This window comes from Fusobacterium sp. (assembly GCF_029258315.1).
Classification (GTDB): Bacteria; Fusobacteriota; Fusobacteriia; order Fusobacteriales; family Fusobacteriaceae; genus Fusobacterium_B.
Genome location: NZ_JARHZE010000016.1, coordinates 1 through 5,340, shown reverse-complemented (window position 1 = coordinate 5,340; position 5,340 = coordinate 1). Strand labels below are relative to the sequence as shown.

The window sequence follows — 5,340 nt, the reverse complement described above, 5'->3', positions numbered from 1 at the left end:
TAAGAGAGATAGAAAAAAATGAATCTTTAGAAAAATTAACAGATGGAGCTATAAAAGAAAGTTTAAAACATATTGTTGGGGTACAATTTAGAAATAGTGTAACAATAGGTGGAAGTATTTATAGTAGATTTGGATTTTCAGATATATTAACATCACTACTTACTTTAGATTCTTATGTGGAGATGTATAAAGGTGGAATTATATCGTTAAAAGAATTTATAGATATGAAGTACGATGATGATATTTTAGTAAATATTATTATAAAAAAATCTAAAAGAAAAGTTGGATATTCTTCTTTTAGAAATCAAGCGACAGATTTTCCAGTTTTAACTTGCGGGGTAGCTTTATTAGAAGATAAAAAAGTTTTTGCAAGTATTGGAGCAAGACCATATAAAGCTAAGATAGTTGAAAATACCTTGGAAGATTTTTCAGAGGAGAGTATTGAAAGATTTGCAAAATATGTTAGCGGAAATTTAAAATTTGATAATAATATGAGAGCAAGTGGAGAATACAGAAAACATCTTACAGAAATTTTAGTAAAAAGAACTTTAAAAAAATTAGTGGAGGAGAAATAATGAAAATAAATTTTTGGCTTAACGGGAAAAAAATAGAAGATGAAATAGAACCAGATACTCCATTACTTGAATATGTAAGAAGTAAAGGGTGTTTAAGTGTAAAAAGAGGTTGTGAAACATCAAACTGTGGACTTTGTACCCTTTGGATAGATGAAAAACCAGTTCTTTCTTGTACTGTTTTAGCTGTTAGAGCAAATGGAAAAAAAGTAACAACTCTTGAGGGGCTACAAGAAGAGGCAAAAGAGTTTGGAAAATTTATGGCAGAAGAGGGAGCAGATCAATGTGGGTATTGTAATCCTGGTTTTATAATGAATGTACTTGCAATGGTAAGAGAGTTAAAAGAATTTACTGATGAAGATATAAAAGAATATTTGGTAGGAAATTTATGTAGATGTACTGGATATATGGGACAATTTAGAGCAGTAAAAAAATTTTTAGATTATAAAAAAGGGGGGATAAAATAATGAAAGTTATAAATACTTCAGTTATAAAAAAAGATGCAATGGCATTAGTAACAGGAAAGCCTGTGTATACTGACGATATTGCTCCAAGTGATTGTTTAGTGATAAAACTTTTAAGAAGTCCTCATGCTCATGCTTTAATAGAAGAAATAAATGTAGAAATAGCTAAAAAAGTTCCGGGGATACATAGTATTTTTACTTATAAAGATGTGCCAAATAAAAGATTTACTATGGCAGGACAAACTTATCCAGAGCCAAGTCCATATGATAGATTGATTTTAGATAAAAGACTTAGATATGTTGGAGATGTAGTAGCCATAATTGCTGGAGAAAATGAAAAAGCAGTTGAAAAGGCTATGAAATTAATAAAAGTAAAATATCAAGTTTTAGAATCTATTTTAGATTTTAAAAAAGCTAAGGATAATAAAATTTTGATACATCCAGAAGAAAACTGGAAATCTCTTTGTCCAGTAGGTGCAGATAATAAAAGAAACCTATGTTCTCATGCAGTTGATGGAGATGAAAATATTGAAGAAGTTTTTAAAGAGTGTGATGTTGTATTACAAAATAGTTATCATACAAAAGCAAACCAACAAGCTACAATGGAAACATTTAGAGCTTATGCCACAAAGGATATGTTTGGAAGATTAAATATTGTTTCTTCAACACAGATACCTTTCCATGTAAGAAGAATAGTTTCTAATGCATTAGATATTCCTAAATCTCAAGTAAGAGTTATAAAACCAAGAATAGGTGGAGGATTTGGAGCTAAACAAAGTGCTATTGTAGAAGTTTATCCAGCTTTTGTAACTTATATGACTGGAAGAAATTCAAAATTAATATTTACTAGAGAGGAAAATCAAACAGCTTCAAGCCCAAGACATGAGATGGAAGTAACTGTAAAGATTGGAGCTACTAAAGATGGAGTAATAAAAGCTATTGATTTATACACACTTTCAAATACTGGAGCTTATGGAGAACATGGACCTACAACAGTTGGACTTAGTGGACATAAATCTATACCTTTATATAGTAAAGCAAAATCATATAGATTTTCTTTTGATGTAGTTTATACAAATACTATGTCTGCTGGAGCTTATAGAGGATATGGAGCTACTCAAGGAATATTTGCAATAGAATCAATAATTGATGAATTGGCAGAAAAATTAGGGATGAATCCAATAGAGTTAAGAGAGAAAAATATGGTAAGAGAGGGAGATTTCATGCCAGCTTACTATGGAGAAACTGCCAATAGTTGTGCCCTTGATAGGTGTTTAGCAAGAGCAAAAGAGATGATAGACTGGGATAATAAATATCCTTGTCGTGATATGGGAAATGGAAAAGTTAGAGGAGTAGGTTTAGGATTTTCTATGCAAGGATCTTCAATAACTAATATAGATATAGGATCAGTTGCTATTAAAGTTGGAGATGATGGATTTTATAACTTAATGGTAGGAGCAACAGATATGGGAACAGGTTGTGATACTGTACTCGCTCAAATAGCTGCTGAATGTTTAGAGTGTAGTGTTGATAATATAGTAACTCAGGGAGTTGATACAGATGTATCTCCATATGATTCTGGATCTTATGCTTCAAGTACAACATATTTAACAGGAATGGCAGTTGTAAAAACTTGTGAGAAATTAATAGAAAAGATAAAAACAGTAGGGGCTCAGTATATTGGATCTAAGATTGAAGATGTTGAGTTTGACGGAAAAAGGGTATATGATTTAGAAAACAAAAAAGAAATTTCTATAAAAGATTTAGCAAACAAAGCACTATGTAATAACAATAATATCCTATATGCTAGTGAATCACATTCTTCAAAGGTCTCTCCACCACCTTATATGGTAGGTATAGCAGAGGTTGAAGTTGATAAAGAAACAGGAAAGGTTGAACTTATAAATTATAAAGCTGTTGTTGACTGTGGAACTGTTGTAAATCCAAATCTTGCAAAAATTCAAGCAGAGGGAGGAATAGTTCAAGGAATAGGAATGGCATTATATGAGGATGTAGTTTATACAGATAGAGGAAATTTACAGACACAATCATTTATGCAGTATAAAATACCAACAAGAATGGATGTAGGTACTGTTGAAGTTGACTTTGAAAGTAGCTATGAACCAAGTGGTCCATTTGGAATAAAATCAATAGGAGAGGTTGTTATAAATACTTCATCACCTGCTATTGCTAATGCTGTTTATAATGCTGTTGGAGTAAGAATAAGAGAATTACCAATAACTCCAGAAAAAGTTTATATGGGAATGAAAAAATTATAATGAAACTTCAAATAATTTTACTTTGTGCTGGAAATAGTAAGAGATTTGGAAGTAATAAACTTTTATATAAAATAGATGGCAAAAGAATGTTTGAGTACTCTGTGGATTTAGTTGAAAAATTAAAGGAACATTTTAATAAAGAGATAGAAAACATAGTAGTTGTTTCAAAATATAGTGAAATAAAAAATTATATTGAAAATAAAAAAATGATATATGTTGAAAATTTTAAAAGTGAGGATGGAATTTCCTCCTCACTTATTTTAGGATTAAAAGAGTGGGAAAAAAATAAATCTGACTATATAATGTTTATGGTTTGTGATCAACCTTATATGAAATTTCTTACTTTAAAAAATTTTATAGAAAGTTTTTTTAAACAATCAAAAGAGATAGGAACTTTATCCTTTAAAGGAAGAATGGGAAATCCCTGTATTTTTTCTCAAAAATATGTTGAGGGCTTAAAAAAATTAAGAGGAGATATTGGAGGAAAAAAAATAATAAAACAAAATCTTGATGACACCTATTGTTTTGAAATTTTTAATGAAAAAGAATTGGAAGATATAGATTTTTTTAATAAAATTTCTTGACAAAAAAAGAAAAATATAGTATACTGATTAAGTTAATGAAGAAAAGAAGAAACACCCGTTTCTCACCTTACAGGCTTAAGCTTTTATAAGGTTATGAGTAATTAAAATAATAATTATTTTGATTTTATAACGGGGTTAGTGTGACCTCGTTTTTTTATATAACGATTTTATTTTAGGAGGTGTCGGCTATTTCTGACAAAATTAGAATTAATGAAAAAATAAAAGGTAAAGAATTTAGAATAATTTCTAATTCTGGTGAACAATTAGGGATAATGACAGCTAATGAGGCTTTAGAGGTGGCTAGAAAAGAAAATCTTGATTTAGTAGAGATTTCTCCAAACGCTGCTCCTCCTGTTTGTAAAATTATGGATTTTGGAAAATATAAATATGAGCAAACAAGAAAAGCTAAAGATGCTAAGAAAAAGCAAAAACAAGTTGTTGTTAAAGAAGTAAAATTAAGAACAAGAATAGATACTCACGATTTAGAAACAAAAATAAATAGTATCAAAAAATTCTTAGAAAAAGATAATAAAGTTAAAGTTACTTTAGTACAATTCGGAAGAGAAAGAAGCTACGAAGATATGGGAATTGAACTTCTTGATGATGTAGCAAGTAAATTTGATGGATTTGCTGAAGTTGAAAAAAGATATAAAGATGCACAAAAGCATTTATTGTTATCATTAAAAAAATAGGTTTGTAATTTGAGAGGAGGAACACAAAAATGCCAAAAATGAAAACTCATAGAGGAACAGCTAAAAGAATCAAAGTAACAGGAAAAGGGAAATATGTTGCTAAACACTCAGGAAAAAGCCATATATTAACTAAAAAAACTAGAAAAAGAAAAAATAGAATGAAAAAAGACTTTGTAATTTTAGATAACGTTCACAAAACAGCTATGGTAAGATTATTACCATACGGAGTAGGAAGATAATCGATTTTCGGGAATAGATAAATTAGAGGAGGATAATAATGAGAGTTAAAACTGGAATAGTAAGAAGAAGAAAACATAAAAAAGTTTTAAAAGCTGCTAAAGGATTTAGAGGAGCATCTGGTGACGTTATAAAACAAGCTAAACAAGCTGTTATGAGAGCTATGGCTTACTCTACAAGAGATAGAAAAGTTAACAAAAGAAAAATGAGACAATTATGGATCATAAGAATAAACGCTGGAGCAAGATTAAACGGAATGACTTACTCTACATTTATGAATGGTCTTAAAAAAGCTGGAATCCTTTTAGATAGAAAAGTTTTAGCTGATATGGCTTTAAACAATGCTGAAGGATTTGCAAAATTAGCAGAATCTGCAAAAGCTGCATTATAATATAAATTAATTAGTAAATTTAAAGACAGAGTAATCTGTCTTTTTTTTTATCAAAAATAGTTGATTATTTGATAATCAAGTAGTATACTTATACTAATTAAATTATTGCTTAAGTCAAAAA

The 5,340-nt window shown here is 29.4% G+C and carries 7 protein-coding genes and 1 other annotated feature; all 7 genes read left to right on the top strand.

What is annotated here, in order from left to right:
• Positions 1 to 575: FAD binding domain-containing protein (locus tag Q1J48_RS01350; RefSeq protein WP_300360671.1), on the top strand; the 575-nt coding region annotated here is incomplete at its 5' end.
• Positions 575 to 1,039 (top strand): (2Fe-2S)-binding protein, encoded by a 465-nt coding sequence (locus tag Q1J48_RS01345; RefSeq protein ID WP_300330577.1) that lies wholly within the window; start codon positions 575 to 577, stop codon positions 1,037 to 1,039. The genes Q1J48_RS01350 and Q1J48_RS01345, both read left to right, overlap by 1 nt.
• Positions 1,039 to 3,315, top strand: a complete 2,277-nt coding sequence (locus tag Q1J48_RS01340; protein ID WP_300360670.1) for a xanthine dehydrogenase family protein molybdopterin-binding subunit — start codon at positions 1,039 to 1,041, stop codon at positions 3,313 to 3,315. The genes Q1J48_RS01345 and Q1J48_RS01340 overlap by 1 nt, the downstream gene beginning before the upstream one ends.
• Positions 3,315 to 3,899, top strand: a complete 585-nt coding sequence (locus Q1J48_RS01335) for a nucleotidyltransferase family protein (protein ID WP_300330574.1) — start codon at positions 3,315 to 3,317, stop codon at positions 3,897 to 3,899. Before Q1J48_RS01340 ends, Q1J48_RS01335 begins: the two co-directional genes overlap by 1 nt.
• Positions 3,900 to 3,936: 37 nt before the next feature.
• Positions 3,937 to 4,063, top strand: a sequence feature (ribosomal protein L20 leader region).
• Positions 4,064 to 4,078: 15 nt separating this feature from the next.
• Positions 4,079 to 4,591 (top strand): translation initiation factor IF-3, encoded by a 513-nt coding sequence (gene infC, locus Q1J48_RS01330; RefSeq protein ID WP_300330572.1) that lies wholly within the window; start codon positions 4,079 to 4,081, stop codon positions 4,589 to 4,591.
• A 29-nt stretch (positions 4,592 to 4,620) separates the two neighbouring features.
• Positions 4,621 to 4,830, top strand: a complete 210-nt coding sequence (gene rpmI, locus Q1J48_RS01325; protein ID WP_177160085.1) for a 50S ribosomal protein L35 — start codon at positions 4,621 to 4,623, stop codon at positions 4,828 to 4,830.
• A gap of 38 nt (positions 4,831 to 4,868) precedes the next feature.
• Positions 4,869 to 5,219: a 50S ribosomal protein L20 gene (rplT, locus tag Q1J48_RS01320; RefSeq protein ID WP_300360669.1), complete on the top strand. Its 351-nt coding sequence runs from the start codon at positions 4,869 to 4,871 to the stop codon at positions 5,217 to 5,219.
• Positions 5,220 to 5,340: the final 121 nt, after the last annotated feature.

What these genes read in the sequence shown, in the direction of transcription:
- Q1J48_RS01340 (WP_300360670.1), top strand. Translation starts at nt 1,039, where the DNA reads ATGAAAGTTATAAATACTTCAGTTATAAAAAAAGATGCAATGGCATTA.
- Q1J48_RS01335 (WP_300330574.1), top strand. Translation starts at nt 3,315, where the DNA reads ATGAAACTTCAAATAATTTTACTTTGTGCTGGAAATAGTAAGAGATTT.
- rplT (WP_300360669.1), top strand. Translation starts at nt 4,869, where the DNA reads ATGAGAGTTAAAACTGGAATAGTAAGAAGAAGAAAACATAAAAAAGTT.
- Q1J48_RS01345 (WP_300330577.1), top strand. Translation starts at nt 575, where the DNA reads ATGAAAATAAATTTTTGGCTTAACGGGAAAAAAATAGAAGATGAAATA.
- rpmI (WP_177160085.1), top strand. Translation starts at nt 4,621, where the DNA reads ATGCCAAAAATGAAAACTCATAGAGGAACAGCTAAAAGAATCAAAGTA.